At 67.9% G+C, this 25823-nt stretch carries 25 protein-coding genes; 12 read left to right on the top strand and 13 right to left on the bottom strand.

The window, feature by feature from the left end; genetic code table 11:
• Positions 1–77 precede the first annotated feature (77 nt).
• Positions 78–563 carry a transposase gene (locus ABZ883_RS39890; protein WP_360916079.1) on the bottom strand — a complete coding sequence of 162 codons (486 nt, stop codon included), beginning with the start codon at positions 561–563 and terminating at the stop codon, positions 78–80.
• Positions 564–576: 13 nt separating this feature from the next.
• Here ABZ883_RS39890 and ABZ883_RS39885 point away from each other — a divergent pair, with 13 nt between their 5' ends.
• On the top strand, positions 577–1290 hold the full coding sequence (locus ABZ883_RS39885; RefSeq protein WP_360916076.1) for a helix-turn-helix domain-containing protein: 714 nt from the start codon (positions 577–579) through the stop codon (positions 1288–1290).
• Positions 1291–1422: 132 nt separating this feature from the next.
• Here ABZ883_RS39885 and ABZ883_RS39880 read toward each other — a convergent pair whose 3' ends face one another.
• Positions 1423–1959 carry a DoxX family protein gene (locus ABZ883_RS39880; protein WP_360916068.1) on the bottom strand — a complete coding sequence of 179 codons (537 nt, stop codon included), beginning with the start codon at positions 1957–1959 and terminating at the stop codon, positions 1423–1425.
• A 465-nt stretch (positions 1960–2424) separates the two neighbouring features.
• Here ABZ883_RS39880 and ABZ883_RS39875 point away from each other — a divergent pair, with 465 nt between their 5' ends.
• Positions 2425–3219: an SDR family oxidoreductase gene (locus ABZ883_RS39875; protein ID WP_360916065.1), complete on the top strand. Its 795-nt coding sequence runs from the start codon at positions 2425–2427 to the stop codon at positions 3217–3219.
• 72 nt (positions 3220–3291) lie between these two features.
• On the opposite strand, the gene ABZ883_RS39870 is transcribed toward ABZ883_RS39875, so the two are convergent.
• The 5 genes from ABZ883_RS39870 to ABZ883_RS39850 form a co-directional block, all read right to left on the bottom strand.
• Positions 3292–3750 (bottom strand): MarR family transcriptional regulator, encoded by a 459-nt coding sequence (locus ABZ883_RS39870; protein ID WP_360916062.1) that lies wholly within the window; start codon positions 3748–3750, stop codon positions 3292–3294.
• A gap of 280 nt (positions 3751–4030) precedes the next feature.
• A complete protein-coding gene (locus tag ABZ883_RS39865; protein WP_360916059.1) occupies positions 4031–4690 on the bottom strand; it encodes a hemerythrin domain-containing protein in 660 nt (219 codons plus the stop codon).
• A gap of 262 nt (positions 4691–4952) precedes the next feature.
• Entirely contained in the window at positions 4953–5768 is an 816-nt protein-coding gene (locus tag ABZ883_RS39860) for an aldo/keto reductase (RefSeq protein ID WP_360916055.1), read from the bottom strand.
• Positions 5769–5943: 175 nt separating this feature from the next.
• Positions 5944–6360 (bottom strand): heme-binding protein, encoded by a 417-nt coding sequence (locus ABZ883_RS39855; protein ID WP_360916052.1) that lies wholly within the window; start codon positions 6358–6360, stop codon positions 5944–5946.
• A gap of 130 nt (positions 6361–6490) precedes the next feature.
• Positions 6491–7693 carry an MFS transporter gene (locus ABZ883_RS39850; protein ID WP_360916049.1) on the bottom strand — a complete coding sequence of 401 codons (1203 nt, stop codon included), beginning with the start codon at positions 7691–7693 and terminating at the stop codon, positions 6491–6493.
• 171 nt (positions 7694–7864) lie between these two features.
• Between ABZ883_RS39850 and ABZ883_RS39845 the strand changes: the two genes are divergently transcribed.
• Entirely contained in the window at positions 7865–8335 is a 471-nt protein-coding gene (locus tag ABZ883_RS39845; protein ID WP_360916047.1) for a MarR family transcriptional regulator, read from the top strand.
• A 396-nt stretch (positions 8336–8731) separates the two neighbouring features.
• On the opposite strand, the gene ABZ883_RS39840 is transcribed toward ABZ883_RS39845, so the two are convergent.
• Complete coding sequence (locus ABZ883_RS39840; protein WP_360916044.1) at positions 8732–9631, bottom strand: TIGR03619 family F420-dependent LLM class oxidoreductase; 900 nt, start codon at positions 9629–9631, stop codon at positions 8732–8734.
• A 938-nt stretch (positions 9632–10569) separates the two neighbouring features.
• Here ABZ883_RS39840 and ABZ883_RS39835 point away from each other — a divergent pair.
• The gene (locus tag ABZ883_RS39835) at positions 10570–11175 is read left to right on the top strand and encodes an ester cyclase (protein ID WP_360916041.1); all 606 of its coding nucleotides are present in this window, start codon (positions 10570–10572) and stop codon (positions 11173–11175) included.
• Between the two features lie 288 nt (positions 11176–11463).
• Entirely contained in the window at positions 11464–12339 is an 876-nt protein-coding gene (locus ABZ883_RS39830) for an alpha/beta hydrolase (RefSeq protein WP_360916038.1), read from the top strand.
• 838 nt (positions 12340–13177) lie between these two features.
• Here ABZ883_RS39830 and ABZ883_RS39825 read toward each other — a convergent pair.
• Positions 13178–13555, bottom strand: coding sequence for a hypothetical protein (locus tag ABZ883_RS39825; protein ID WP_360916035.1), 378 nt, complete (start codon positions 13553–13555; stop codon positions 13178–13180).
• An 898-nt stretch (positions 13556–14453) separates the two neighbouring features.
• On the opposite strand from ABZ883_RS39825, the gene ABZ883_RS39820 reads away from it, so the two are divergent.
• The gene (locus tag ABZ883_RS39820; RefSeq protein WP_360916032.1) at positions 14454–14699 is read left to right on the top strand and encodes a hypothetical protein; all 246 of its coding nucleotides are present in this window, start codon (positions 14454–14456) and stop codon (positions 14697–14699) included.
• A gap of 798 nt (positions 14700–15497) precedes the next feature.
• Here the strand turns inward: ABZ883_RS39820 and ABZ883_RS39815 are convergent.
• The 3 genes from ABZ883_RS39815 to ABZ883_RS39805 are packed head-to-tail and all read right to left on the bottom strand — an operon-like array spanning position 15498 to position 17088.
• A complete protein-coding gene (locus ABZ883_RS39815) occupies positions 15498–16319 on the bottom strand; it encodes a hypothetical protein (protein ID WP_360916029.1) in 822 nt (273 codons plus the stop codon).
• Positions 16319–16900, bottom strand: a complete 582-nt coding sequence (locus ABZ883_RS39810) for a sigma-70 family RNA polymerase sigma factor (RefSeq protein ID WP_360916026.1) — start codon at positions 16898–16900, stop codon at positions 16319–16321. The genes ABZ883_RS39815 and ABZ883_RS39810 overlap by 1 nt, the downstream gene beginning before the upstream one ends.
• Complete coding sequence (locus tag ABZ883_RS39805; RefSeq protein ID WP_360916023.1) at positions 16900–17088, bottom strand: hypothetical protein; 189 nt, start codon at positions 17086–17088, stop codon at positions 16900–16902. The genes ABZ883_RS39810 and ABZ883_RS39805 overlap by 1 nt, the downstream gene beginning before the upstream one ends.
• A gap of 416 nt (positions 17089–17504) precedes the next feature.
• Here ABZ883_RS39805 and ABZ883_RS39800 point away from each other — a divergent pair, with 416 nt between their 5' ends.
• The 4 genes from ABZ883_RS39800 to ABZ883_RS39785 all read left to right on the top strand — a co-directional run bounded on the left by ABZ883_RS39800 (position 17505) and on the right by ABZ883_RS39785 (position 22668).
• Entirely contained in the window at positions 17505–17870 is a 366-nt protein-coding gene (locus ABZ883_RS39800) for a hypothetical protein (RefSeq protein WP_360916020.1), read from the top strand.
• 738 nt (positions 17871–18608) lie between these two features.
• Positions 18609–19694, top strand: a complete 1086-nt coding sequence (locus tag ABZ883_RS39795; protein WP_360916017.1) for a PP2C family protein-serine/threonine phosphatase — start codon at positions 18609–18611, stop codon at positions 19692–19694.
• Between the two features lie 116 nt (positions 19695–19810).
• A complete protein-coding gene (locus ABZ883_RS39790) occupies positions 19811–21376 on the top strand; it encodes an ATP-binding SpoIIE family protein phosphatase (RefSeq protein ID WP_360916015.1) in 1566 nt (521 codons plus the stop codon).
• A gap of 704 nt (positions 21377–22080) precedes the next feature.
• Positions 22081–22668 carry a TetR family transcriptional regulator gene (locus tag ABZ883_RS39785; RefSeq protein ID WP_360916012.1) on the top strand — a complete coding sequence of 196 codons (588 nt, stop codon included), beginning with the start codon at positions 22081–22083 and terminating at the stop codon, positions 22666–22668.
• A 465-nt stretch (positions 22669–23133) separates the two neighbouring features.
• Here ABZ883_RS39785 and ABZ883_RS39780 read toward each other — a convergent pair whose 3' ends face one another.
• Complete coding sequence (locus ABZ883_RS39780; protein WP_360916009.1) at positions 23134–23745, bottom strand: TetR family transcriptional regulator; 612 nt, start codon at positions 23743–23745, stop codon at positions 23134–23136.
• A 187-nt stretch (positions 23746–23932) separates the two neighbouring features.
• Between ABZ883_RS39780 and ABZ883_RS39775 the strand changes: the two genes are divergently transcribed.
• Positions 23933–24676, top strand: a complete 744-nt coding sequence (locus ABZ883_RS39775; protein WP_360916006.1) for an SDR family NAD(P)-dependent oxidoreductase — start codon at positions 23933–23935, stop codon at positions 24674–24676.
• Between the two features lie 98 nt (positions 24677–24774).
• Positions 24775–25788, top strand: coding sequence for an alpha/beta hydrolase fold domain-containing protein (locus ABZ883_RS39770; RefSeq protein ID WP_360916003.1), 1014 nt, complete (start codon positions 24775–24777; stop codon positions 25786–25788).
• Positions 25789–25823: the final 35 nt, after the last annotated feature.

The following is a 25823-nucleotide window of genomic DNA, read 5'->3' as shown; positions in this document are numbered from 1 at the left end:
TGCACAACCTCGCCCTCGTTGGATAGGCCGATGGAACGCACAGCGGCCAGCCCCACCCGAGGCGACTCGAAGATCATTTACGGGACAGCCCTTAGGCCGGTGCCTATGAGGCAGTCGGTGATGATGGTGGGCCGGTACTGGATCTGGCGTAGGCCCCGGCGGACTGCGGTGACCAGTTGCGTGTAGTCGGCGAAGGCGATGTTGGCCAGGCTGGTGCGTCGCAGGCTGGACCAGATCCCTTCCACGGGGTTGAGGTCTGGTGCATAGGCCAGCAACTGGAACACCGTGAGCCAGTTCCGGGCCGTGGTCCAGGTGCGCATCGCGCGACTGAGGTGCAGGCCGACGTTGTCCCAGACCAGCACGATCGGTCCGCCGAGCTTGGTGTGGGCGGTGGTGAGCAGGTCTCGTAAGTCCTTCCAGGAGAAGCCTTTGCGGCCGTTGACCCGCCGGTCACCGGTGTGCCGGAAGACCAACCGCGGCCGCTCGCCGGTCTTGCCGTTAAGCCCGGCGGGTGCCGGCGCCGCACCGGCCTTGCTCTCAGGCTGGCCACAAAATGTCGCCACCGTGGTAGTTGGGATGATCGGTTTCTCTGAGTGTGAGAACACAACTCAGGGGTGCGGTAGTGCCGTGACTCGCGCCAAGGCCACGCACAAGGACCGCGATCGCGAGGAATTGAGCTCGATCTCCCGTACCCGGGACGTCGTGGGGGACCGGTGGACGATGCTGATCCTCCGCGATGCGTCCCTGAGGGGCGTGACGCGTTTCGCGGACTTCCGCGACGGCCTCGGCATTGCCGCCGACGTGCTGACGCTGCGCCTCGGCGCGCTGGTCGAACAGAGTGTCATGGAGAAGCGGCCGTATCGCGAGCCTGGTGCGCGTACCCGCTTCAGCTACCACCTGACGCCGAGCGGTGAGCAGCTCCTCCTGGTTCTGGCCGCACTCCGGCATGGGGCGACGACAACCGTCCGCCCTCTGTTGGGCCGAGCCTTCTGCGGAAGAGGGCCGCGCGGTGCGTGTGACGTTCGCCGACGACGCCGGCGCCGTTGTGCCTGCGGAGGATGTGCGGTTCCCGGTGGTGCCCGTTCCGCAGGACTGAGTACGGGGCCCACGCCGCGCACCGGTGTGGTTGGGGCTCGGGCGAATTCCAGGTTCAGCCCCTCTGCTGGCCGGGCGTGTGAAGGTCATGGCTCGCAGCGCGGTGCACGGGGCCGTGGTCATGACGTGGTGCACCGTCGGGGGAGAACGGCGCGGCTGAGGAGCCGCTGGCCCTCGGCAACCGCTTTCCGGTGAGGCATCTCCGCCGCGGGATGACCGGGGCCAGCCGGGCGGGGACGCCGCAACCAGCACTGCTGGTAGGCGTCAGCGAGTAATGAGATCCCGAAACCTACTGCGACCAGCCGTGGACACGGCTGCTCAGCAGATTCAGGCGTCGGGCAGTTCGTGGGCGATCCGGGCGCGCACGACGCAATTGCGGCGGGTGATGACCGTGGCGGCGGCGACTGCGCTGGTCAGGAAGCCGAGAGCGAGTGTCCAGGGGCGGTCGAGGCAGTGCCCGGTGGCGTGGTCGAGGGAGTAGCGCCCGGGGCCGGCGACGCCGATGCAGGCGGCGGTGAAGCCCAGGAAGCACGGGTACTCGAAGCCTCCGGAGGCGGAGAAGAACCCGGCGGGCACGTGGACGGAGACGGCCCCGGCCATCGCCCCGGCCGCGGCTGCCCCGGCGGCCGGGGTGGCGAGGCCCAGGGCGAGCAGGGTGCCGCCGCCCGCCTCGCCGAGCCCGGAGGCGAGGGCGCTGGCCCTGCCCGGTTCGAAGCCCATCGACTCCATGAATCCCGTGGCGCCTTCGAGGCCTTGGCCGCCGAACCAGCCGAAGAGCTTCTGCGTGCCGTGGGCGACGAGCACTCCGCCGAGTCCCATGCGCAGCGCGAGCAGTGCGAGGTCCTTGCGGTGGTTCCACGGCATGGCCGGCTCCTGTTCGCCGCGGTGACACGCCCCGGCTGGCCGGGACGCGACTGCTTCCCAGTCTCAGCGCCCGTGGGGCCGCCTGCCGTGAGAGCTGGGCCGTTCGGACTGCCTGTATGGCTGTTCCGCCGTTCCGGGCGGGTCGCACACCGCGAAGCGAGCCGAATCCCAACCGGGCGGCGGGTCACAGTGCTGAATCGTGTCATTCGGTGTATTCACTGGGAGAACGGAACTCGGTGTGCACACCCAGCTGCCGTGTCGTGGGGCAGGGAGACACCTGGATGGACGTGGAGGCAGCCGCCGTACTGCCTGTGGCGCGACGCCGCCGGCGGTTCATGCCGTTTCTGCAGAACTCGCCGATGAGCCTGCCGACAGCACGGCCAGGCGTCCCGTTGCGCGTACTTGACGGAGCGCGGCAAGGACCGTTTACGGCTAGGGCCGGGCGCTGCATACGAAGGAGTGGACATGCGTATCGATCTGACCGGGCGTACGGCCCTGGTGACTGCGTCGACGCAGGGCATCGGGTTTGCCATCGCGGCGGGCCTGGCTGCGGCAGGTGCACGAGTGGGGGTCAGCGGCCGCGAGAAGGGAAAGCTAGATGAAGCCGTGCGGCGGCTGCAGGGAGAAGTACCGGATGGTGATTTCGTCGCTGTCCATGCGGATGTGGTGTCCGAGGAAGAGTCTGCACGGGCCGTCGAGGTCCTCCCGGAAGTCGATGTCCTCATCAACAACCTGGGCGTCTACGGGTTCCAGGACCCCCTCGACATTACCGATGAGGACTGGCGGCGGTACTTCGAGGTGAATGTGCTCGCCGCAGTGCGTCTTACCCGCGCATACCTGCCCCGGATGATCGAACAAGGATGGGGCCGCGTTCAGTACATCTCCAGCGAGTCTTCGGTAGCCATCCCAGCCGAGATGATCCACTACGGCATGACGAAGACCGCCCTTCTGGCCGTTGGCCGCGGTTTCGCGAAGAAGGCGGCGGGAACCGGCGTCACCGTCAACTCGGTCCTCGCCGGCCCCACCCACACCGCCGGCGTTGAGGACTTCGTCTACGGCCTTGTCGGCCGTGACAAGTCCTGGCAGGAAGCGGAGCGGATCTTCATGAGGGAACACCGCTCCCAGTCGCTGCTGCAACGATTGATCGCCCCCGAGGAGATCGCCAACATGGTGGTGTACCTGAGTTCTGACCAGGCATCCGCCACCACAGGCGGTGCCGTGCGGGTCGACGGAGGCGTGGTCGACGCCATCATCCCCTGACCGCCGGGCCGGGCAAAGGGCGCAGCGGCGACCAGCCGTACACCTGACAGCACCTCGTTGCGCGGGGATGGATCAAGTGGCGGGCGGGACGTTCTCGCGCAGACGGTCCAGCAGGCGATCGAGGCTGTCGAGGTCCTGCTCCCCGAATCCGGCGAAGACGTCCCGCAGGTTGCGTGCGTGCGTGACGGCGGCCTGGTTCACCACTTCACGACCGGACGGGGTGACTACCGCGTACACCACCCGGCGGTCGGCAGGCAGGAGGCGGCGCTCGACGTACCCGGCGGCCGTCATGCGATCGATGAGCCGGGTCACACCGCCAGTGGTCAACGCGATCTGCTCGGCGAGGGCGCCCATGGTCATCTGACCGTTCTCCGAGCGGGCGAGACGGAGCAGGACCTCGAACCACACGTGAGGCAGTCCGGCCTCCGCCTGCAGGGCGCCGCCCAGCCGGCGTTCGAGTCGGCTGTAAGCCTCCACCAGGCGACCGAACGTCGTGATCAGGCGATCGTTGATCGCGTCCGAGGAGGTCATCCGAAGAATATACAGCGGGGCCTCCCAGCAGCGGTGGCAACGTCCTTCGTATGGCTTTCCAACACCGGTACGCAACCCGTGTGAGGGGCAGGGGTGGCCCGGCCGGGCCACCCCTGTGGTGTTCAACGGCCCGATCTCCTAGCTGCGTTGAGGCCGGCCAGGGACACCGAGCTGTACCCGTGGAGCGGTCTCACACGGGGTTGCTGCCCTGGGGTGACAGGGCTGCCGCAGGTCACCGAGTCCACGGGGGCGAAGACGGGTGACGTGGGATGGCGCCGGTTTACTTCCCGACGCGGGGCGGGGTGGCGGTGCCGTAGACGCGCTTGGCGTGGGAGGCGTACAGGCGCGGGGCCATGATGGGCATGATCAGGCGGGCCACGAGCGGCGCGTGGGAGAGGACTTCCCTGACCACGTCGGGGTCGCCCTCGTACATTGCCATGCCGAGCCCGAGCGGCAGGTCCTTTTTCGGGGTCTTGGCCAGTCCGTGCTCCCCGAGCTGGGCCCATTCGGCGGCGGTGACGAGCTTCTCGGTCAGGGGAAGGATCTCCTTCTCCTCCAGCGCCATGTGTTCCAGCAGTCGGTTGAGCAGTACTTCGAAGGCCGCGGCGAGTTCCTCGCCTGCCTGGGCGGTGTTCTTCCAGGCAGGCAGAAGCTCGTTTACGTCGTGGAGGGCTGCCTCGATGCCATGGTGCTGCTCCTCCATCTCCGGCACGATCGCCGAGGTCTGCTCGCCGCCGCGCTCCAGGAGGAGCGGCCACAAGATGATGTCCTCGCCCTCGTGATGCAAATGCAGTACGAGGCAGATCAGCTCGGCGTGATGTGCGACGATCGCGGAGCGCTTGGTGTCGCCCGGGGGCACGTCCCGGATGAGTTGGGGGAGGAGGCGGAACTCCCGGCGCATCATCGTGTGCGCCATGTACATGTCGCGCACGTCGGCCATGGGTTCGCTGGTTGCCTGTATCACTGATTCCTCGTCAGGTGGGCGATCTTGTCGCGAGAATCTGGTTGCCCGACATGTGAGAAACCGGGCCGCGGAGTCATGTTATGCGGGGCCGTCAGGCCCCGTCCGCGCTCGAAGCGGGAAGCGACGTCATCCGGCCAAAGGCTGGTGCCGGGGATGTGCCTGTGCCGCGGCGCCGGAGTCGGGCGTGACCGTCTCCGGCGGTGTGACCGGGCGGCAGTTGGGGCTGGTGCCGTGGTGATCAGTTGAAGGTGTCGGGGTTCGGTCCGGTGCGGATGCCGTGGTCCAGCGCGGCGATGGTGTCCATGTCGGCGTTGGTGAGTTCGAAGCTGAAGACATCGAAGTTCTGGCGGATGCGCTCGGGTGTCGCCGATTTGGGGATGACGACATTGCCGAGCTGCAGGTGCCAGCGCAGGACGACCTGGGCCGGGGTCCTGCCGAGCCGGTCGGCGATGGCCGTGATGACCGGGTGCCCCAGAAGGCCGCCGCGGGCGAGCGGGCCCCATGCCTCGGTCACGATGCCGTGGCGGTCGTGGAGCGCCCGCAGCTCGGCCTGCTGCAGATAGGGATGCAGCTCGATCTGGTTGACCGCCGGGACGGTTCCGCTGTCGTCCAGTAGACGCTGCAGATCGGCAGTCCGGAAGTTGGAGACCCCGATGGCGCGCACCCGGCCGTCTGCGAGGATCTTCTCCAGTGCCCGCCAGGTGTCGAGGTAGGCGTTGCGTGCCGGGGCGGGCCAGTGGACGAGGTAAAGATCCACGTAGTCCAGTTGGAGCCGCGCGATCGAGGCGTCGAAAGCGGCGAGGGTGCTTTCGTAGCCCTGGTCGGTGTTCCACACCTTGGTCGTGACGAACACGTGGTCCCGGGCTATGCCGGACGAGCGCAGCGCCCGCCCGACGTCGGCCTCGTTGCCGTAGGCCGATGCCGTGTCGATGCTGCGGTAGCCGCTTTCCAGGGCCGTGGCGATCTCCCGTTCGCCCACCTGGAAGCCACCGAAGCCCAGCCGGGGCATGGCGACGCCATTGTTCAGCGTGATCTGCGGTACTGGACGGGTCATGGCACTGATCCTTTCGCGTCTCGGTCGGCCCGGTCGGAGCCGACCCGCGAGCACACTGTGAGTCGACGGACACAGATGGTGACTGGTGGGGGCGGGGTCTGTCCTGGGGAAGGGAAGGAGGGCTGACCGCCGGACTCTCGGCAGGTGGCGCCGGCGGTCAGCCGTGGGTGATGCGTCAGGCGAGGGTGCCGGCTCCGGCCGTGGCGAAGTCGTGATCCTGCTCAGGACTGCCACCCCCGACGCCGACAGCGCCGATGAGCCGGCCGTCGCGGAAGAGGGGGATGCCGCCGGCGATGAAGATGAGGGGGCGGTCGAGTGCGGTCTGGAGCGTGTGGAACGGGGCTCCGGGGGTGACCGCGCCGGCGAGGTCGGCCGTGGGGGTGCTGAGCTGGACGGAGGTATAGGCCTTGGCGCGGCTGGTCTCGCCCGAGATGAGCAGGGCCTGCTCGTTGCGGCGGAAGGCCAGGAGCTGGCCTCCGGCGTCCAGGACGGCGACGCTGACCGCGACACCGGCTGCTTCGGCGGCATGGTTGGCCGCGGCGACGATGGCGTCGGCTTCCTGAGTGGTCAGCGGGGTGACGGTGGTGGCCATGAGGGTTCTCCCTTGGTGATGAATTATCCGTTAAAGGCGATATTGGTCTTTGGTGCAGCGGTGGCTGCTGTGTCCGGCCGTGGTCAGTGTGGTTGCGCAGCTGTTGGGGTGGCGGCCGTGCTGGGCCGGATCAGTGACTGACGGTCGGCTGTTCGGCTGTCGGAGCGCTGATGACGGCGGTGTGTGAGCCGCCGCGACGTTCCAAGGCGGCGGAGAGGACGGCGACCAGCAGAGCGGCGCCGGCGAGGGCCGCGCCGACCCCGTTGGGGGCGGTGTAGCCGAGCCCGGCCGCGATGACGATGCCGCCGAGCCAGGCAGCCAGGGCGTTGCCGAGGTTGAAGGCGCCGATGTTGACGGCCGAGGCCAGCGTCGGGGCGCCGTGGGCATGGTCCAGGACACGCTTTTGCAGGGGTGGGACGGTGGCGAAGCCCAGGGCGCCGATCAGGGTGAGGGTGACCGCGGCGGTGATCTGGTTGTGCGCGGTGATCGTGAAGAGGCCGAGGACGAGAGCGAGGGCGCCCAGGGAGACGTAGAGCATCGGCATCAGGGCGCGGTCGGCGTACTTGCCGCCGATGAGGTTGCCGCCGACCATGCCGAGGCCGAAGAGCACCAGCAGCCAGGTCACCGATCCGTCGGAGAATCCGGCGACGTGCGTCATCATCGGGGCGATGTAGGTCACGGCCGCGAAGACTCCGCCGAAGCCGAGGACGGTCATCGCCATGGCGAGGAGGACCTGGGCGTTCTTGAAGGCGGCCAGTTCGTGACGCAGTTGGACGCCCTCCGGCTTGGGTACGTCGGGGACGAGGCGGGCGACGCCCGCCAGGCCCAGGACGCCGATGGCGGCGACGATGCCGAAGGTGACGCGCCACCCGGCGGACTGTCCGACCAGGGTGCCGAGCGGAACGCCGATGACGTTGGCGACGGTGAGGCCGGTGAACATCATGGCGATCGCGCCGGCCTTCTTGTCCGGGGCGACCAGGTCGGCGGCGACCACGGATCCGATACCGAAGAAGGCTCCGTGGGCGAGGGAGGCGATCACCCGCCCGATGAGCATGACGGCGAAGGACGGGGCGAGGGCGGAGAGCAGGTTGCCGGCGATGAACAGGCCCATCAGCAGCATGAGCATCCGCTTGCGGGGGACCTTGGTGCCGAGCACGGTCATCAGCGGCGCGCCGAACATGACGCCGAGCGCGTAGCCGGTGACGAGCAGGCCGCCGGTGGGGATGGAGACTCCGAAGTCGTGCGAGACCTGGGGCAGCAAGCCCATGATCACGAATTCGGTCGTTCCGATGCCGAAGGCCCCGATCGCGAGAGCCAAGAGCGCGAGAGGCATGAGGGGACGCCCTTCCCGAAGATTGCAGATGCGCTTATCTGAGTCGACAGTAATTGCACACGCCGAGTATTGCAAGTCGTGCTTGATGGCGTGCGACGCATATGGGCCGGGTCCTCCTACTGCCGTGCGTGGTCTATCGTGCAGGGACCGACTCGTGGACGGAGGAGCCCCATGACAGCGACGGACCCCGCGGCCATCGGCCTGGCGCAGGGATGGTGCGCCCTGTCCTTGCTGCACGGCAGGATCGAGATACACATCGAGCGCGCCTTGCAGGCACACGGGCTCAGCGTGCGCGAGTACTCCCTGCTCGGCGTGCTCAGCAAGCAGCACGACGGCGAGGGCGGCCACCTGCAGATGAAGCAGGTCGCAGATGCCGTCGTCCTCAGCCAGAGCGCCACCACACGCCTGGTCACCCGGCTTGAGGACCGACGCCTGCTCGAGCGGTACCTCTGCCCCACAGACCGCCGCGGCATCTACACCAACGTCACCCCGGCCGGCCTGGAACTACTGGAAAAGGCCCGGCCCGCCAACGACGCGGCCTTGCGCGAGGCACTTCGAGAGGCCGCGAAGAATCCGGAACTGGCGCCCCTGGTCCACGCCGTGGAATCGCTCCACGCCCCCACCCAGGGACAGAACGGATGAAGTAATCGGTCCGACCCGCACCCAACCCCGCAGAGCTCACCGGGGGACGTACCTGCCGAGCCTCACGAGTGGGGGGACTTGGGTATTTCGCGAAGGAACGTAGTCGCCACGAGCAGGGCAACCCGGTCGGCGGCGGATCCACGGGCTCAGGCCAGTGAGCCACGCTGCGCTTCGCATGTGGGGACCCGTTCGCGGTGCTCGACAGAGCCAGTATTGGATCGTGCAGGCAGAGCGGCCGCCGGCCTCGACGGACCGCCCCCTCACGCCTCCTGGTTGAGATCGCCGACGTCTGCGCCCGCGTGAGCGGAGGCCACACGTGCGGATGCACTCCCGCCCGGCGTCACCATGAGTCGCGACCGCTCCCTGGCAGCCCCGACCATGGGCGAAAATGCTTCTTCAGCCGCGTTGGATGAGCTTCGTCAGCTCCGTGACGAGCTCCAGCGATGCGTCGACATCGGGCAGGGACATCGACTCGACCATGAAGTGGTCGATGCCGGTGCGCTCGGCGACAGACTTGATCGTGCCGGCAACCTGGCCCAGCGGCGTTCCCTCGACGATGTTGACGCGCATGATGGTGTCGATGTCCGCCGGATCACGGCCCGCCTTGGCGGCGAACCCGTCGATGAGCGCGCGCTGTGCGACTACTGCGTCGATGTCCACGAAGACGGGGACGATACAGGCCGGCAGCCAGCCCTCGGCACGCTCGCCGATGCGCTTGAGCGCTGCCTCGGCCGATCCGCCGATGTAGAAGGGCGGGCGAGGCCGCTGTACCGGCTTCAGCGGAGCGTACTGCAGCGGCAGCTCGATGTGCGCACCGTGGTACTCCACCGGGTCCTCGGTCCACAGAAGTTCCAGCGCGTCCAGCAGCTCGTTCATGCGGGCGCCGCGCTTGGCGAAGTCCAGGTTCGCCCCTTCGTACTCCTCGGGGGACCAGCCGACGCCGAACCCCGGAATCAGACGTCCACCGCTGATCAGGTCGATCGTCGTCAGGCTCCTGGCCAGTTGGACGGGCGGGTAGACCGGGGCGATCAGCACGTGCGAACCGAGCAGGACCCGCTCCGTAGCCGCTCCTGCGACACCCAGGAGCACGAACGGATCCGCGGCCGTCCTGTACTCGACGGGAATCGTGTTGCCGACACCGCCGGCGCCGACCTTCGGATTGACGGCGGCGAAGTTGCGGTCCCCCACCCACAGGCTCGTAGCCCCGGCCTTCTCCGCCTCGCGCGCGAATTCGGCCGTCCGGGCCGCCTGGTGTGCGACGTTGTGTAAGTACGGAAGTGTAAATCCGATCCTCATGACTGCTCCTCATGTCAGGAATGCCAGAAGAAACGTCACGTCCGCCCATGGTCACCGGAGCTGGCACGTACCAAGCCAGGGGAGGTCAGACGCAACTTCGCCGATAGCTTAGCCACCCGACGATTGAACATGCCGCACTAGCAGTGGCGTTGGACAAGACGTCAGCATTCAGTCTCAAGGGCTACGCGCACACTCAGGGGCCCGGGCGGGTCGCTTCCAGCAGCACCTAGAACTCCATACATGCCGAGCAGCCAGCCCCCGGCGGCTATCGGCACGCTCACGGGCAAGCTGTAGGGCCCCTGGGCAAGTGCCGCGCCGGAACCGGCATCGCGTGTATTGCCTTCATTACCCTGCTGCCCAGCTCGCTCCCCGTGTGTGGTGAGCGTGAGGCCGCAGGCCTTGCGGTTGCACGCTTGCAAGGACAGCACTCCCAGGCCCTGCAGGCAGGAGCATCGAACCGCCTCTCGTGTCGGTCGCTCGGACACCTGACTCTGCGGCCCGAGGCGCGCGCGGGAGTCGCCTTGCGCAGCCCGACCGCCGTAGGTGCACTTCACCTTGCCGGACCGTCACAAGTTCAATGTCTCAATAACTCCCATAGCAGGCATTTTGCCTACGTTGCGCTGGCACGTGCGCCGCGGCAGGGGGTCGCGATGTTGACAGGCCTGTTGCCCGACGGAGGGTGCCCGAAGTTCGCGCCTCTACGGCTTCACGTCCTGAGGCATGGCGAGTTCGACGGGGTGCTGTTGACCGCCAGGGCGCATCCCTCTAGTGTCTGTGTAGTCAGTAATTGAGAATTCAATCAACTGATGCGGATAGCGGCACGCCCCGACGCCACCGGACCCGCGGCCGAGCCCATGGGCCGCAGCACTCCCGACATTCCGTGGGGGCCTGACGATCCACGCCGCCCCTCAGATCTAACACCCCGTCAAGGAGTCACCATGGAACGTCGCTCGATCCTGAAGGGCGGAGCCGCCGCCGCTTTCGGTGCCCTCGCCATCACCGCTGTCGCCGACGGAAGCACCATGGCTGAAGCCGCGACTCGGCACCCGGGCCTGTACCCGGATCCCGCCACGACCCCGGTGCCCAACCCGCCATTCCCCCGGGACCTGACCCGCGAGGAACGCCGGCACTTGGAGACCTTCGACACCCTGGACTTCGAGGTCTTCTCCCACGCAGACTGGTCCCGCTTGGGAGAAAGTCACGCTCAGAACATCCGCGTGCACTGGCCCGACGGCCACTACACCGACGGCATCGACCAGCACATCGCCGACCTGGCCGCACTGTTCGTATGGGCCCCCGACACGCGTATCCACTCCCACCCCCTGCGCGTGGCCAAGGGCGAACTGACCGCCGTCACCGGCGTCATGCAAGGCACCTTCACCCGCCCCATGCCCGACGGCAAGGGCGGCCTCATCCAGCCCACCGGCAAGAAATATGCCATCAACATGGCCACCGTCGGCCTCTGGAACCGCCGCGGCACCATGGACGAGGAATTCCTGTTCTGGGACAACCAGACCTTCTACCAGCAGATCGGCATCGCCTGACCACCCGCCAAGGCCACCAGGCCTGTCAGGTGGGCGGCTGGGTCGCGCCTAGTACTACTCCGGCAGCGTTTCGCCATCTGGCCTGGCGAGAGGCCTTGTTAGGAATGTAGAGCGGGGGTTGTTGGTCTGGGGCGGTCTTACCGGACTGCCCCTCCAACGAGTGGAGTCGGCACGTGGCCGGGCCGGGCACGGGGCAGCCTCCTGGCGTGATCGACGCGATCGAGGACTTCGACGGCGACACGCCCACACATCTTGTATACGGCACGAACCACAGAAAGGCCCCACGGTATGAACACCGGCGCAGCACCTCTGACGTACGCAGGTCTACACGCCGAGCGGCACGGCGAGGCAGACGGGCGGCCACCGCTGGTACTGCTGCACGGACTCAGTTACGACCATCGCCAATGGGGTCCGGTTCTGCACGAGCTGGAGATCTGCGACCCCGGGCGGAGCGTCCTGGTCCTCAATCTGCCCGGGCACGGGGAGTCGTCACTGCTGGACCGCCACGGACACGACGATGTTGCCGCGGTGGTGTACCAAGCGGTTTCCGAAGCCGGCTTGGCCACACCGGTCGTGGTTGGGTACTCGCTCGGCGGAGCCGTCGCCACGGCCTATGCCGCGACGTATCCGACACACAGTGTGGTCAACATCGACCAGCCGCTACGCATAGCCGGCTTCGCGGAGATGCTCCAACGCAACGAGCACGTGCTGCGGAGCCCCCAATACGCAACCATCTGGGGAAGCCTGCTCGGTCGCATGGGCATCGATACCCTGCCGCCCCAGGCCCGCGCCCTCGCCCGACCTGCCGCGGTTCCGCCGCAGGAGCTGCTGCTCAGCTACTGGGAGGAGTTGCTGACAACACCGCTGTCCGAATTGCAGGACCGGCACACTAGCCGCCTGGCACGCATTGCCTCCCAGGGCACGCCCTATCACTACCTCGCTGGCGGCGAGCCCGACCCGGAATACCGGACCTGGCTCCGCATCGCACTGCCCCAGGTTGAAATCAGCGTGCTGGACGGCAGCGGCCACTTCCCGCACCTAGCGCATCCCGGGGCGGTCGCCCGCATCCTGGCGTCCTACACCCGGCAGAACGGGGCGAAATGGCTTCAAGGCAATATGCCCCGAGTTGCATGGAGCCGGCTTGCTGGATCCTACGGTGACTGAGAGGGCTGCCCGCAGCTCGAACTCGATGGACGTGAGCATGCCGAGCAGGCGAGGACTTTGCCGGCACGCTCTATACCGCGCTCAACGGTTGCCGCGTCACCCAGGCACGCACGGCGCCGTCAGGAGTCGAACGGGACTCGTTGACGGAAAACTTCGGCGCGGGTGGAGCAGCCGTCACGATCGATGTCGATCCAGTGCCGGAACGCGGTGCGTTGGTAGCCCAGGCGGTTCTCGCCGATGACCAGCAGTGTTGTGATTGCCTCGCGCAGTGGGACACCGTCGGTGCCGGAGGCTGCGGGCCCGCGGGACGGCCAGGCCTCCTGCAAGGGCTGCTGCCGCGAGGACAGCCACCGTCCCCCTTCGCACCTCTGACGCCATGCCAATCCGCGCGTCACCCTCGAATTTCTGCTCCTGCGTGGCGTACGGGTCTATTGGTGGCGGGCCGGGCATGACGAGTAGCCACCCGAATGGCACATCGCGGGTGGCGGGGACTGCTGGTCGTAGTTGTAGGGGTGTTGTCTTGGCTGGTCTGCCAGTCTTCGCGGCGAGGGCCCTGGGCGAGTTCCGGGGATTTGGCCTCTGAGAGCCCGGGAGGCCGATGGATTCGTCACTGCGTTGAGGGGTGATCTTGCCGGTCGGAGTGAGCGCCTCGCTCGGGGGCGGCCCGGCGAGGGCGGTCGGGACGGCTGCCTTTCAATTGGTGGTCGGGTTGAAGATGGCCGCGGTGAGGGCGGTTCCGGTGCCGGTCCAGGACGCCGGGTGGCGAGGTGATCGCTGCGCGAGTGTCCTGCTGGACGCACAGCCGCGTGGGTGGTGGGTTGTGCGCCGGGTGGCGTTGTCAGGTGCGCGGGCGTCGTCGTCGCAGGAGGCGCCGGCGTGCGGGGGCGCGGAAGACTGCGTAGAGCCCGGTGGCGAAGGAGAAGGTGAACAGTCCGCCGGCTGTTGCGGCGATGATGTTTGCGGGGGCGCCGGCCGAGGCCAGGACCGAGCCGACCGCCGTCATGGCCAGGACCGCGATCACGCCGACGGCCAGCAGCGGGATGCTGCGGGCGGTGGGTGATTCGGCGGAGGTCACCAGCCGTACTTCGGCCTTGAGGTGCCGGGCGTCGATGACGACGGAGGCTGTCTCTTTGTCGAACAGGACGCCACGGCCCTCGTCGGGCTGTTCGTCGGTCAGATCAGTGGTGCGGGTGGCTGAGCTGTTGGTGTGGGTCATTGCGCTTGCCATCCATCGCGATGTCGATGCTGGAAGGGACTTGGCCGCCGTTCGTGCACGGTCTCGACGGAGCGACTGCAACCACCCTTAGTGATCTTGAGTCGACTCTAGGCAACAAACTAGCACCGCCGTAAGAGGATTGACCAGATGATGCATGCCGATAAGACGCCTAATGCATGCTGTTTGTATGTCCAATTGAGGCGTGGGATGGCTCCTGTTGCGCGTGATGCCGGTGTGGGGCGCGCTCGTGCCGCACAGGATGCAGCTCTCCCGCAGCGACCTCTGTCGCGGAGGTGTCAGCCTGTCAGTTCCGTGCTGTGCAACAGCATTACCGGACAGCCGGGGTTCGCGGTGCTGCCGGAAGCGGCACGGCCTGACCGGCTCACCGGTGAAGGGTCGCGGGGCGGGAGTGCCTGCCTTGGTGGCGGTCGGCTCCGCGAGGCGAGCACCTCCCGGGCGTCAGTCCCCGGCCGTGCACGCGACGACGTGTGCGGCGGACGCGGTCACGGAGAAGACGCGGCGACCATCCCTGTGCTCGCGCGTCGTTGAGGTGGAACGTCGCCGGCACGGATGGTGCGGGTCTCATATTGCACGCAAATTTGCAGTGCAACAACCGGCCGTCAGATGGTTTTTGGCTTGACGTTGCGGGGGATAAGGAGTGTACTGGTCCGGCATCACCACACTGGCATACGTGGGGAGCTACGGGGGTGCGGGCCCATGGGCGATCATTGACGCTTGCTCGTGGGTGCCGATTGCACGATCCGGGGGAGGGAAGGCAGCCGCGGTATTAGCCGGGGTGGGCCTTCTTCGGCGTGTCGATCGCCCGACGTGTGCACGCAGTGTGGTCCGTCACCGCCCGACGGGGGTCGGCGGTGCGACGATTGAGGAAGCGTAGAAGATGACTGCGAGCACAGCATCCAGCCGACGAGAGACCACCACCGCCGAACGCGTCACGGTCAACCTCAGTGCCCGGTCCTCAGCGGCCCTGGAGACCGCCGCCGGACTGTCGGGCGACACCAAGACGGACACGATCAACCGTGCCATCCAGGTCTACGCATACCTGGAGGAGATCGCCAGTCGCGGGGGAGAGATCTTCGTCCGGGAGCCCGACGAGCAGTCCCCGGTCCGGCTCCGGTTCTTCTGAGGCCTGCCGACCCGTTCGAGCCGTCCAGCGCGTTCAGCCGGCCTGTGTGAGGGAGGGACACGATGCCCCAGGACAACCAGCGGATCCTCTGCCCCTCGGCACAGGCCGCGCACCCGGTCCCGGTGGAGAATCTCGAACGCCGCGGAGCCGATCGGGTTGAGCTGCTCCGCCAGGAACTGAACCACCTGCCCATGCCAGTGATCACCGTCGGAGTCCTCGGATACAGCACGGTCGGCAAGACCACGCTGCTCGCGGCTCTGTTGAGTTCGCCGGCACCGCCCGCGCGCAGACGAATGCGCGTGGTGGACACGCCGGGGCTGTCAGCCGACGCCACTGCCGACCGGCTGATCGGTGATAGCTCACCAGGCGGCGCACAGTCGAGGTCTGGCACGCCGACATGCCCAGCACAGCAGTCACCGTCAGGGCCTGGCACCTGCAGGTGGTTGACGGCCGGCATCGAGCGAAGGCGGGTGCTGCACCAGCGGGGGCTCCCCGCTGTGAACTGGCGAGCCGGACCGTTGCCCAGGGATGTACCAGCGGGCCGCGGGTCGGCCGCCCAGCATCCGCGCTCACGCTTCAGCACGGCCTGCCCGGGTTCGGCATACCAGGGAGCGGGTGACGGCGCCCGGGTACCGGGACCGGCACAGCCTGGAGCGCTGAAGCGGCGCACCGGCCGCGGTGCTGTTTCGGCTGCGGGACTTCCTGTCCCCGCGACGGGGACAGGTTTCGGCGGGCGTTCGTGGTGCCGAGGCCTGAGTGAGAGCGGTCGCCGGCTGCCCTGTGTGCGGGTTGTCTCGTTCACCGTGAGACCGCGCAGCCCTCGAGCTCCGCGGCGAGTTCGGGATCCGGCTTGGGGATGGTGCCGAAGTCCTCGTCGCTGTATGCCTCGAGGCGCTGTACGGCCTTGGTGATCGAGTTCGACAGCGGCAGGGACGAGGCGGGCCGGCACGCACGATGAACGACATCCACCGTGACCACGGTGGGCACCATCGCTGTCCGGGACGACGGCGGCCCCCACAGCCAATGCCTCAGGGCCCGATTGGTTGTCGCCTGTGACCACGCCGCGTGTGCCAGGGGGTCCTGGCCCAGGTGCCGCAGCACAAGGGCCTGCCTGCGCCAGTGCTGGGCGTCGCGTAGTTCGCTGTGCTGCAGATGGTGCAGGAACAGGCAGTGGGCCGCGGTGGGGGAGTCGGCGCCGGCGGCGAACTGCCACCAGAACTGGGCGGCCTCGTGCCGGTCGGCCAGATACAGCAGGCACGCGAAGGCGAGTGCGCCTGTGGGTTCGATGGTGGCCCGGTCATCGACGAGCAGCGCCATGGCCGCGATGGCCTGCGGGTCTCGTACGACCTGTGAGGACAGCAGGCCCAGTTCGGTGGCGGCTTGCTCGTGCAGGGCGGCCGGTAGGCCGTCGCGCGCGTCGGCCGGGCGGGTGTACGCGCCGGATGCGGTGCGGATCCACCGGGCGCGGCTCTCCATCGACTCGGCCCGGTGCCACACCACCCGGCGCGCGATGCGCTCCAGTGCCGCCCGCTCGTCGAAGTCGGCGTACTCATCTGCCAGGACTTCCGCGTCGGCCAGCACCTGGTCGATGCGGTCAGCTCGATTGTTCCCCCGGTTCATCAATCCTCCTCGTTCATCTTTTCGGTGGCCCAGTCGATCTCCAGATCGCGGGCCAGCCGTCGGCGGGCACCGCGCACGTGACTGCGGACCGTTGCGTACGTGACGCCCATCAGCACGGCCACTTGCCGCATCGGGTAGCCGAGCACGAAGTGCAGCACGATCACGTCGTACTGCCGCTCCGGCAGCCGGGCGATCGCCGTGTACAGCCCGAGGCTGGACTCCAGCACGGCGAAGGTGCTGCGGGTCTTGCGCCGGATCTGCTCGAACGCGGCGGTCTCCACGAGGGCGGGGGCGCGGCCTTGTATTTCCAGGCGCCGGGCGACCTCCTCCTTCAGCGCCGCCCAGGCGTAGCCGTCCACGTTCGGCTGCTGCAGCACGTGCGGCCACATCGTGGCCAGCTGCACGAACACGTCCTCGACGACCTGTTCGGCCTCGGGTCGGCCGTCCAGCTGCAGGTGCGCGTACCGCAGGTAAGCCTTGTGGTGCAGGGAGTAGAACGCGGTGAAGGTCTCCGGCAGCACCGCGGTGAGATCGTCGCGCACGGCCTGGTCGGCCCACGGGTCCGGTTGCTGGCCGCTCATCAGTTGCGCTCCAGGGGCTGCGGGTCGGTGGCCTCGTGTGAGGCGGTCGCCTCCTCGCGCCGGTGGTGCGCGGCCAGTTGGGTGATGCCGACCCGCCTGCCGGCGCTGAGCGGGCGCGTTCCCAGGGCGCGGATGTCTCCCGCGAGGACCCGGAGCGCGACTGCTCCCGTCTCCACGTGAGCAGCCATATCGAGATCCACTGGCTGGAGTCCTTTCGTCGGCCGATGCAGCCCCCGCTCGGCACCGAGCGCTTTTGCCTTGACCACCAGCCAAGCGAACGAGACCCGCAAGTGTGCACGCCCAACCCCACCAATTTCACCGAGCGTGCGCACGCGATCACGCGCGCGCCCCCGACGCGCTCCCTTGCGCGCCTGGCGTACCTGCCAGGTACCCGGTGTCGTCACTTCGGCCTGCGGACATGCACCCTGAACTGGCCGCGTAGGAAGGTCGAGCCGACTGGCTCCGCGCTACTGGGCATTGGGCCGGTAGCGGCTTCGCCGGGGCCGCTATGCCGCATGGCAATGGTGAGGGCAATCTGCGGGAGCGCCTGCCCGTGTCCCGTCGGTGAGCATTCCGCCCAGTCATCGGCCGAACGGAGACCCGCATGCCCAGGAAGCACCGTCTCACCCTGGACGAACACCTCGAGATGGGCCGCGTTCTAGCCGGCATCCGCGATGAACTCGCGCACCGGGCCGTTCAACTCGACAAGGCATACCCGAGCAACGGACCCGAAGGCGTACCCCACAAGGTGGGAGCCGCCCTGCGAACACTGGACGAGACGCGCGGCGCCCTGGAGATCCTGCTGTCCCGCGAGCGGACGGTGTCACCGGTTGAGCTGAGGGGTGCCTGGGTGACCACGGCGGCGAAGACGCGGCAGGAGGCGCCCCGGGGGGACTGCGCTGCGAGGCGCGATCGCGGTTTTGTGAGGGCGTCAAACAATTTCCGGGATGCTGGCGCCGAGCGACAATGACGCACCGGTTTCTATTCCCCGGTGCTGGCTGTTATGGGCGATTAAAAGCGTGAACATGTCACTCTGCATTCGGATTTCCGTGCGCTTATAGCTGCTTTACTTTCGCTCAACTCCCCTTCGGTTGTGTGTAATTGGATGTGGAATCGTGCCCGCGGTGTCTGGCCTGTCTGGGGGGTTGTTGTATTCGCTTGACGTGGCGAACCATTAGTCGCACAGTTGAATCGGATATCGGTAGATGGCTTCCACGACACGGAAAAGTGAAGGACGGCGGAGTCGTGATCCAAGCAGAGCCGCACGTATGCCGAGGACGTCACCGCGTCGGTGCGGGGCCTTACCGGGTCTCGCCGTCTCCCCAGGACACAGGACACGCGCGGCCTTGCGGGTCCGAGAGCTGCAGCGAGTGGCAGTTGCACTCTTGGATTTCTGTCCGGTTCGTCTCCCAGTTCGGACGATCACCGGTTTGACCGCTGTCCGCTGAGCCGTAAGCGCCGCCCGGTCGGGAAACCGTTCGCTGGGCCCGCACTGTATCCGGCGGACGCATCTAGTTCCCCGCTCATCCTCGCTCGACAACGCGACGCCGCCCTTTCATGAAAGGCCGACCGTTCACGATTCGCTATGGACCTTTTCTCGCTCACCCCTGTCACGAAGTATGCGGCTGGTCATGGATCCCGCTTGCTCCCGGAGTCCGGTCTCGGCCACCGCGAGTGGCCGAGAGCGCGCAGCGCAAGCAGCGGACATGTGGGCACTCGCACCGGCGCAGTGCCTCCGCTCCTGCTGGTTGCGACGATCACCTTGGGTGCTTCGTTCGCTCCTTTGGCAGTTCACCTGTCTCCGCTGCTCGTTGCGGCGCCCACCTGTACGGGAACTTACGCGCGAACACGCTTCACGGCTGCTGTCGCGCTCGTCGCGGCTGCGGCAGTGGTCGTTGTCGACCGGCATGATGGCCTGCTCCATTCGCCCCTGCTGCCCATTCACATCGGATCAGTACTGGCGGTCTCGGCCTTCGTACTCATCTCCAGGGCCGTGCACGAACGCGACTTGAGAGAGCTGGCGCAGGTGCGTGCTGTCGCGGAGGCGGCCCAGCGGGTCCTGCTCCGGCCGATCCCGCAAGAGCTGGGTCCCCTCCAGGTCGCCTCGATGTACCGCGCGGCAACGGCACACGCACTGGTCGGCGGCGACTTGTACGCCGCTTCCCGGACCGGCGATGCCACCCGCATTCTCATCGGCGATGTCCGCGGCAAGGGGCTTCCCGCCATCGAGGACGCCTCCGCGGTCCTCAGCGCTTTCCGTGAAGCAGCCCACCAGCACCGCACACTCCCGGAGTTGGCGGCCTCGCTCGAACGCAGCGTCCGCCGTCACCTGAGTGAGCTGACCGCCATCGACAGCGAAGAGCGATTCATCACGGCCCTGCTGATCGAACTCGCCGATGAGGAAGAAAACGTCAGGACGGTCAGCTGTGGCCATCCGCCACCTCTGCTGAGCCACCACGGCCAGGTGACCCCGCTGCACATGGCCCGGCCGGCTCCGCCACTGGGGCTCGCTGGAGATACTCCCGATGCCTTCCACCTCGACGTTGCCGCGTTCGGTTGCGGTGACACGCTCCTGCTGTACACCGACGGCCTTGCCGAAGCCCGCAATGACGCCGGGGACTTCTTCCCCGTCCTCGACCGCGCCGCGACATGGGCGTGGGACTGTCCCAGCCGCCTTCTGCAGCACGTCGGCTGCGACGTGGAGAGCCATGCAGGCCGGGACCTCAAGGACGACCTGGCCCTCATTGCCGTCCATCGCCCACCGCACTCAACTCGCTCTGGAGATGCACCGTGACCATTTCAGAATCCGGCCACCAGCCTTGCTGGCCAAGGCCCCGACCCGTTGGTCGCACACGGCGCGCACGGTGTTGACGGCACTGCGCGCCACAACCTGAAAGGACGGTGACGAGGATGACCACCCCCACGCTCCTCCCGCTCTGGCGGCCTAGCGCACTGCTGGCCCTCTACCTGGGGGTGACCTGTGCGGTACAACTGGAGGCATCCGCTGTCGGACTGGTGCGCTGGTCGGACTACTCGGTGCTGGTACCTGTGATGGCGGCAGCCCTCCTGCCCGTCCGCCACACCCTCGTCATCGGGGCTTCGACACTGGCCACCAGCGTGGCCATCTATGGCTTCGCCATCTCAGGAGTGTCGGACGGGGGCCGGACGGTCGTGATCTGCGCAACGGCTCTTTCCCTCGGTGCGAGCCTTGCGATCTGCCGCATCCGATGGCGGCTGAAAGCCGGGACGACCGCTTCTGCCGCACCCGCCGGCAACACTGACGAGACGCCCCGTGCCCCCACTCCAGGAAGCCTGGACCCCACCGGCATGTGCGCTTCTCAGGCCCTGGCCAGTGGCCAGCTTCCGGGAGGTCTGCCAGGGCCCGCGGCCGTGGAACTCGCCTATTGCGACCGGAATGCCGACGGCAAGCCTCAGGCCCACTGGCTCGATGCGATCCCCCTTCCCGGGGCCCGGGTGGCGCTGGTCGCCGGCAGCGTGGCCGAAGGCGGGGCTCCCGCCCCCGCACTGGTTGCCGAACTACGCGCCGTGGTGAGGACGCTGGCCGACATCGACGTGCAACCGGAGGAGGTACTCACCCATCTACAGGACATCCTCTCCCGGTTGCGGCCCGGCAGCCGGGCCGGTACGTGCGCTCCCGGTGTGGCAGCGAGCTGTCTGTACGCGGTCTACGATCCCGTCAGCGCGGATTGCACCCTGGCCTGTGCCGGGCACCCCCTGCCTATGGTCGTTACCCCGGAGGGCGTGGTCAGGACCGTGGACCTGCCCGTCGGCCTGCCGCTTGGCAGGGTCCGGCCGCACGTCGAGACCGCCGAGATCCGTCTGGCACAAGGCAGCGTCCTCCTGCTGCATGCTCACCCCGTCTCGGCGACCGGCGACTTCGGGGCGCAGACCGAAGCCGGGCTGCCTGAGCAGTTCGTGGGGCATCGGTCCTCGCTGGCCGACACCTGTCGTTCGGCGGTGGAAGCCCTTTTGGCAGCGGGAGGGCAACGCCAGCTCGGCGTGATCGGCGCCCGCACCCGCACGTTCGACGCCAGCACCGTGGCGCACTGGGACCTCCCGGCCGACCCTGCTGCCGTCTCCGTCGCGCGGCACCATGTCACGGGCAAGCTGAGTGAGTGGGGCCTGGACGAGTCCGCCTCCACCATGGCGCTGATTGTCAGCGAACTTGTCACCAATGCCATCCGCCACGCCCAGCCACCGGTGTGCCTCCGGCTGATCCGCTGCGACGCGGGGCTGACGTGCGAGGTCACCGACGGCAGCACCACCGCCCCGCACCTTCGGCGGGCCCGCACTCTCGACGAGGGCGGACGAGGGCTGTTCATCGTTGCCCAGCTGACCCAGCGCTGGGGAACCCGCCACCACTCGCGGGGAAAGACCATCTGGGCCGAGCAGCCTCATACAGCCGGCGAATCCCCGCACGAGGGACAATCCCTACCGGCCGGAATGGCCTCGTGAAGGCCATCCTGCCGGCTGCGTCGGGGAGCGCAGGGAAGCCCCGAGGGGCGCCAGCCTGTTAGGTGACGGTGGAGTCAGCGAAGATCCTGCGCACGCCTGCGCAGACCACCGCGGACGGCGTCCCGGGCCTTGTGCGCTGAACGTCAGCTCCGTGAAGCCGTTCTCTGTGCACTGCCAACGTGGGCCGGGCCGGCGGTACGAACCTCGTTGGCCCTGTGGAGGCACCTGTCGCCGGTCATGCCGTATCCGCAGATTCCGTGGCCTGACCGAGTTTTGCCGTGGACACGGTTGCAAGCTGGACGTCAGGTCCGGTCAGTGGTGAGAGAGCCGAGAAAACGCGGTCGGCGGGCACCGCGGTGCCCGCCCCTTGGAGAGGGCAATACCCGCGGTGATGGTTCCGGGCGCGACCTCGGGGTGCCGACCCGCTGGCACCCCGAGGTCGCGCCCGGGTCCCACCGGGCTCGTCGTGAACGGCGGCGGAGGTGAGGTAGGCGTGGCTCACAGGCTCCGTCCGCCTCGGCTTCCACCCTCTATCTAACTGAACAGTTAGAATATTCGACGTTGGTCGACCTGCCTGGACTAACTGTTCGGTTAGTGATGGACTCTTGCTGAACTGGGGAAACAGGGGGAATCTGAAATGTTTCCGTACCGCATTGTGAGCGGTCTGGGTGCTATCCATCTGGTTAGTAGGTTATGCTGCCGAGATGATGCGAGACTCTCAAGCGACGCAGCGGCGGCTGCTGGACGCCGCGGCTGAGGAGTTCTCGGCGTATGGCATCGCCGGGGCACGCGTGGACCGGATCGCTGCGGCCGCCCGCAGCAACAAGGCGCAGATCTACCACTACTTCGGCAGTAAAGATCAGCTCTTCGACGCCGTCATGAACGAGATCGTGGCCAAGACCGCGAGCGAAATCCCGATCGACGTCGACGACCTCCCGGGATTCGCGGGGCGGCTCTTCGACCGCTACGAGGACAGTCCGCACATCGCTCGGTTGGCCACGTGGTACCGGCTCGAGCGGACGCTTGACGGTGCGCAGATCGAGGTGCTTGCGGACACGATCGAGGACGAGCTCGAAAGGATCCGCAAGGCGCAAGTGGCCGGGACCCTGCCGGCGCGGTATCGCCCGGCCGATCTGCTGAACCTGGTGCTCCACCTGTCGTTCCTGTGGGCTTTCGTCTTTCCGGAACTCCAGGGGCATGTACGGCGGTCATCCCGCCGGCACCGGCGCCAGGTCCTCACCGACGCAGTGGCAGCGCTCCTGGTCGACGACGACGCCGTATCCGGCGACTGACGGCGGCCGCACACAAGACCGGATGCGGCGGGGTGTGGCCGTCCCCGTCTCCGGCGCGGCGGATGAGCGCCATACGGCCTCGCCAGGAGCTTTCCGCTGAGGGATTGCCGTTCGCGGCTGCTTCAGGGTCTGCGGCCGCGGGCTCGCGAAGCCGCGTGCCGGATTTTCTGCAGGCGCGGTCCCGGTCCTCCCGGTAGGGCCTGGCTCCAGTCGGCACGAGCGTGCGACAGCTCGGAGCCGACAGCGGCGCCGCTTGTCCGGGGCCACCCGGGCTCCCAGGTCACCGTGGCGTTCTGGCCGGACGCCGCAAGGCGGCGGCCAGGCGGTGACTTCGCCGACGTGTCCCCTTCGAGGGTTGCCCGAAGGGGACGGGCGCCGGTCGGGGACCTGCTCCGATGCCGGCACGTCTGCCCCCTTCGCCCGGCACGCCCTGCGCCCGGACCGCATGGTCCGGGCTGCGTGCGGTCAAGAAGCCGGAGCCTGGGGTCCCGCGGCGGGCGGTAACGACGATTTGCCCACGCTGAGCAGCGCGGCGACGGACTCCGTGACGAGTCTGCGAGGCCGCACGTTGCCCTGCTGCGCCACGTAGTGGTACTCGGGCGGATGGGCCGTCCACGTTGCCGCGAGCGTGAGAACGAGGGTGAGCAGTTCCGCCGCGGTGAAGTGGGTGGGCAGCAACCCGTCGAGCTGGGCCTTTTCGATGGCTGCGACCTTGTCCAGGCTCGACCTGATGACTGACTCGATCGGCCGGTGCTGCTCGGCGCGCTCCAGGCGGTACCAGGCCGCCAACCGGGAGATCTCGGGGTGCTGCTCGTAGCCGTCGTACAGCCTTCCCGCATACCCCGGCAGGTCCCCGGGGTCCATGGGGATCGCCCTGGTCGTCTGGACGACCAGGGCGTCGAAGGCCGCGTCGAACAGCGCTTCCTTGCTGCCGAAGTAGTGGTAGATCTGCGCCTTGTTGGACTGGGCCTCGCGGGCGATGCGGTCCACTCGACCCCCCGCGATGCCGTGAGCCGCGAACTCCTGCGCGGCCGCCTTGATCAGTCTCTCCTGCGTCGCCTGCGCGTTTCCTCTCATGCCGCCCAGAGTACTCATCTAACTGGATAGTTGAGAAGTCGATCCGGGGCGAAGGAGCTGAAACCTTCATATCCGCAGTTCAGAGTGGCTAACTAACTGGGCAGTTGACAGCTCGGCGGAACGTCGATTCAATGCAACTACCCGGTTAGTCGACAGGGCGCCGGGCGATCTGAGGATGAGGTGTGTCATGACGCGGTTCATGGGAAAGGTGGCGCTGGTGACCGGCGCCGGAAGCGGGATCGGCGAGGCGACGGCCGAGCAACTGGCCCGGGAAGGCGCCGCTGTGGCGCTGGTGGGGCGCCGGGCCGGGCTGCTGGAGGAGGTCGCCGACCGCATTCGCTGGGCCGGCGGCACAGCTCTGCCGATACCGGCGGACGTGAGCGTCGCCGAGGAGGTCCAGGCTGCGGTGGCGGCCACGGTCGACGCCTTCGGCGCCTTGCACCTTGCGGTGAACAACGCCGGGGTCACCGGTGGAAACGCCGACCTGGTGGACGTGACGGTCGAGGATTGGCAGCACGCTGTCGCGGTCAACCTCTCGGCGGTCTTCTACGGCCTGAAGTACCAGATCCCGGCCATCGAGGCGGCCGGCGGCGGCGCGATCGTCAACGTCTCCAGCGTGTACGGCGACCGCGGCCTGTCGCGCTACGCCGCCTACTCCGCCTCGAAGCACGGGGTACGGGGGCTGACGCGGTCGGCGGCCGTGGACTACGCGGCTCGGGGCATCCGGATCAACGAACTGCAGCCCGGCGTGATCGCCACCCCGATGTCGGACACCGATCCCGAGTCCACCCGGCGTATCGCCGAGGGCATTCCCGCCCGCCGGCCCGGGCAGCCCGCGGAGACGGCCGAGGCGATCTGCTTCCTGCTCTCCGGCGCCGCTTCCTACATCACCGGCACGCACTTCTCGGTCGACGGCGGCATCCTCGCCTGATTCCGGCCCGCGCCGTGATCCCGCCCCTCCACGGCCACTGCAAACCGGCCGGGCACTGACCCCCGCTTACCGCTCTGCTCTCTCAAGGATGGTGTGACATGTCTTTCCGTAAGTGTTCTCCGGATTCCCCCGCTACCCCCGACAGCTCTCCCAGCTCTGCGCCGTCCTTCGCCGGCATGCGCGTCGACGGTCTGGACGAGGAACTGATCGCGGCGCAGCAGCAGGTCAACGCGATGCTGGCCCAGATGCCACAGCCCGACATCACCACCCCGGAGGGGCTGGAGATGCTGAGGGCGATGACGACGCCGCCGCAGGCGGCTCCCGTCCTGGTCCCGCAGGACATCACGATCCAGGCGCCGACCGGCAGCATGCGGCTGCATGTGTTCACCCCCGAGCAGCCTGCGCGTGCGGTGATCCTGCGCATCCACGGTGGTGGCTGGGCGGCGGGCACGCCCGAGGACGACGAGGCCTACAACGACCACCTCGCCCGCACGTGCCAGGTGGCCGTCGTCAGCCCCGAGTACCAGCTGGTGCCGGAGGCAACGATCATGGACCAGATCGAGGACTGCCTGGCCGCCGCTAGCTGGGTCGCCGCCGAGGCGGCCAGCCGATTCGGCACCGACAAGCTGCTGATCGGTGGCATCTCCGCCGGCGGGCATCTTGCCGCAGCCGTGGCCCTGCGCCTGCGTGACCAGGAAGACCCCGCCTTCGCGATGCTCAAGGGACTCCTGCTGGACTGCGGCGCCTACGACCTGTCCTTCACCCCCAGCGCCCGCCGCGCCGACGACAACACGCCCGTACTGCCGCGCTCTTCCCTCGACGGGCTGGCCGCCCTGGGGCTGCCGGGGCTCGACGACGCGGAACGCCGCCACCCGTCCCTGTCGCCCCTGTACGCCGACCTGCACGGAATGCCGCCGGCTCTGTTCACGGTCGGCGACCTCGACCCGCTGCGCGACGACTCCGTGTTCCTCGCCAGCCTGTGGCAACTGGCCGGCAACAACGCCGACCTCGACGTGTGGCCGCACGCCGCCCACGCCTTCACCAACATGGGCGCCCCGATCGCCGGGATCGCTCTGACCCGAACCACCGACTGGATCAACGCGGCTCTGTAACCGGCGTCCGGACCGAAGCCGCCACCTGCCGGCCC

It is taken from the genome of Streptomyces sp. NPDC046977, assembly GCF_040644455.1.
Lineage (GTDB): Bacteria > Actinomycetota > Actinomycetes > Streptomycetales > Streptomycetaceae > Actinacidiphila.
Note: the sequence above shows the minus strand (reverse complement) of the source record. Positions and strands in the feature narration are given on the sequence as shown.

Coding starts and splice junctions, on each gene's coding strand:
- ABZ883_RS39885 (WP_360916076.1), top strand. CDS start 577: ATGATCGGTTTCTCTGAGTGTGAGAACACAACTCAGGGGTGCGGTAGT.
- ABZ883_RS39880 (WP_360916068.1), bottom strand. CDS start 1,959: ATGCCGTGGAACCACCGCAAGGACCTCGCACTGCTCGCGCTGCGCATG.
- ABZ883_RS39875 (WP_360916065.1), top strand. CDS start 2,425: ATGCGTATCGATCTGACCGGGCGTACGGCCCTGGTGACTGCGTCGACG.
- ABZ883_RS39870 (WP_360916062.1), bottom strand. CDS start 3,750: ATGACCTCCTCGGACGCGATCAACGATCGCCTGATCACGACGTTCGGT.
- ABZ883_RS39865 (WP_360916059.1), bottom strand. CDS start 4,690: ATGGCCGACGTGCGCGACATGTACATGGCGCACACGATGATGCGCCGG.
- ABZ883_RS39860 (WP_360916055.1), bottom strand. CDS start 5,768: ATGACCCGTCCAGTACCGCAGATCACGCTGAACAATGGCGTCGCCATG.
- ABZ883_RS39855 (WP_360916052.1), bottom strand. CDS start 6,360: ATGGCCACCACCGTCACCCCGCTGACCACTCAGGAAGCCGACGCCATC.
- ABZ883_RS39850 (WP_360916049.1), bottom strand. CDS start 7,693: ATGCCTCTCGCGCTCTTGGCTCTCGCGATCGGGGCCTTCGGCATCGGA.
- ABZ883_RS39845 (WP_360916047.1), top strand. CDS start 7,865: ATGACAGCGACGGACCCCGCGGCCATCGGCCTGGCGCAGGGATGGTGC.
- ABZ883_RS39840 (WP_360916044.1), bottom strand. CDS start 9,631: ATGAGGATCGGATTTACACTTCCGTACTTACACAACGTCGCACACCAG.
- ABZ883_RS39835 (WP_360916041.1), top strand. CDS start 10,570: ATGGAACGTCGCTCGATCCTGAAGGGCGGAGCCGCCGCCGCTTTCGGT.
- ABZ883_RS39830 (WP_360916038.1), top strand. CDS start 11,464: ATGAACACCGGCGCAGCACCTCTGACGTACGCAGGTCTACACGCCGAG.
- ABZ883_RS39825 (WP_360916035.1), bottom strand. CDS start 13,555: ATGACCCACACCAACAGCTCAGCCACCCGCACCACTGATCTGACCGAC.
- ABZ883_RS39820 (WP_360916032.1), top strand. CDS start 14,454: ATGACTGCGAGCACAGCATCCAGCCGACGAGAGACCACCACCGCCGAA.
- ABZ883_RS39815 (WP_360916029.1), bottom strand. CDS start 16,319: ATGAACCGGGGGAACAATCGAGCTGACCGCATCGACCAGGTGCTGGCC.
- ABZ883_RS39810 (WP_360916026.1), bottom strand. CDS start 16,900: ATGAGCGGCCAGCAACCGGACCCGTGGGCCGACCAGGCCGTGCGCGAC.
- ABZ883_RS39805 (WP_360916023.1), bottom strand. CDS start 17,088: ATGGCTGCTCACGTGGAGACGGGAGCAGTCGCGCTCCGGGTCCTCGCG.
- ABZ883_RS39800 (WP_360916020.1), top strand. CDS start 17,505: ATGCCCAGGAAGCACCGTCTCACCCTGGACGAACACCTCGAGATGGGC.
- ABZ883_RS39790 (WP_360916015.1), top strand. CDS start 19,811: ATGACCACCCCCACGCTCCTCCCGCTCTGGCGGCCTAGCGCACTGCTG.
- ABZ883_RS39785 (WP_360916012.1), top strand. CDS start 22,081: ATGATGCGAGACTCTCAAGCGACGCAGCGGCGGCTGCTGGACGCCGCG.
- ABZ883_RS39780 (WP_360916009.1), bottom strand. CDS start 23,745: ATGAGAGGAAACGCGCAGGCGACGCAGGAGAGACTGATCAAGGCGGCC.
- ABZ883_RS39775 (WP_360916006.1), top strand. CDS start 23,933: ATGACGCGGTTCATGGGAAAGGTGGCGCTGGTGACCGGCGCCGGAAGC.
- ABZ883_RS39770 (WP_360916003.1), top strand. CDS start 24,775: ATGTCTTTCCGTAAGTGTTCTCCGGATTCCCCCGCTACCCCCGACAGC.